Origin of the sequence: Carboxylicivirga litoralis, assembly GCF_025499605.1 — a bacterium.
In the GTDB taxonomy this organism is placed as follows: Bacteria; Bacteroidota; Bacteroidia; order Bacteroidales; family Marinilabiliaceae; genus Carboxylicivirga; species Carboxylicivirga litoralis.
Window position 1 is genome coordinate 1 of the sequence record NZ_JAFMVC010000089.1, and the last position, 1,579, is coordinate 1,579.

At 32.7% G+C, this 1,579-nt stretch carries 1 protein-coding gene; it reads left to right on the forward strand.

The features are described 5' to 3' along the window. The first annotated feature begins 152 nt into the window (after positions 1 to 152). Positions 153 to 719, forward strand: a complete 567-nt coding sequence (locus J1N10_RS20820; RefSeq protein ID WP_262328659.1) for a hypothetical protein — start codon at positions 153 to 155, stop codon at positions 717 to 719. The last annotated feature ends 860 nt before the right edge of the window (positions 720 to 1,579 follow it).

A 1,579-nucleotide genomic window follows, 5' to 3' on the forward strand; every position in this document is an offset into this window, starting at 1 on the left:
AAATACGGACTGATTAGAATCGCAAATGCGTTAATCAATCCAATAAATAACAGCGATTTAGATAAATGTTATAAACTTTTGTCATGTACTTAGGTTTCAGGTATACAAAAATCAATAAGAAAGGTTATTATCTAAAATTGAATAATAACGGCATGTTTGAAGTAGTGAATTTCTTAGAACTTGCTGAAGCATTTAGGGAATATATAACCTCTGAATTTGAGAATCTACTTGAATTAAAGGGAGTATCATATAATGAGTTTATCAATGAATATTACGCAAAGCGGCCAATAAGAAACGGGAACTATTGTCGGGATTACTTAAGTGAAGATTTTGAATTAACACCTGCAAACCTTCACCATATTCTAATGAAAATTGATTATAATTATATGGTAGCTAATAAACGAAAGAGTATTATAGAATTCATCAAACAAGAACACTTTGAAGAAACTATTGATTCTATCGGTAACTTTGCATTACAAAAGCCACTCTTTTATAAACGTATTTCAAAAAATGAATTCTTAGCATTTAATCAACCCTTCTTTGACTTGAAAACAAACGACTCAGTTTTTGATTTTTGGTTGGTAAAAGCAGAATCTGAAAATATGTTTTTAAAAAATAAACTAAATAGGAAAGACCTAACTGATTTGAGACTAGGCTTTGACTTAGAAAGAGATATTGAACTCTATAATGATAAAATTACGTGTGCTAACAATGGCTAATAAAGCATTGGGGATTCTGCTCAATTTGGAGAATTTCTACAAAGCCGACCACCGCCAAATCGTTGATTTGGCTTTTGTGAAGCGAAAAAGGTAAAAGCAAAATACAACGCTTTGGCTACTTAGATTTTTGAAAGGTAAACCTGGCAACATTCCCCCAACGCTTCATAGCCGCGTCCGTTGGGCGCTATTTTCTCAGCGGTGAGCTTTTTGTTGGCGAGAAAAGTGATAATTCACAATTGCAAACGCACCTTTTCGGATTGATTTTTAAGTGTGATTTATATGGGAACTATGATTGTGGACGCATGTAAGGATTTGAATTGGCAGACACGCAAATGAATTCAAGCTAGACCTAATTTCTATTGCCAACAAAAAATAAAATTAGCCTTTAAATAATCCAACGCGCGGACTGATTTACAAGACAGTTAATTTAATAAATAGGATAGCATTAGAAAAATACAGATAGAGCATTTTTATAGGTGTCAACGGTTAGACCGATTAATAAAACCTTATAATAAGAATACTAAATGCTCATATTTATCAAGATGATTACTTGATGGTTAGACAGAGTTGATAAAAAGAGAAACCAAAGCCAACGCGCATTACTTCTAATGAAGAACAGGATTAATAACAGGAATTTATAACTTTAAAGCCAAGCTAATTTAATTTACAGCTCGGATTAATTAATAATAACAAACATCGCCCAACAATGCATAATAAGTCATGTGTGGGTTTATGATTCGCGAAAAGTGGTGATTTCAATTTGTTCGCCCAATGCTTTTAAATCAACTTAAGAATTGTAATTTAGTCGTTTGAAAACCATTGGGCTTTGGTGAGGATTAGGAGAGGGCGACAATTTCAAT

Coding starts and splice junctions, on each gene's coding strand:
- J1N10_RS20820 (WP_262328659.1), top strand. CDS start 153: ATGTTTGAAGTAGTGAATTTCTTAGAACTTGCTGAAGCATTTAGGGAA.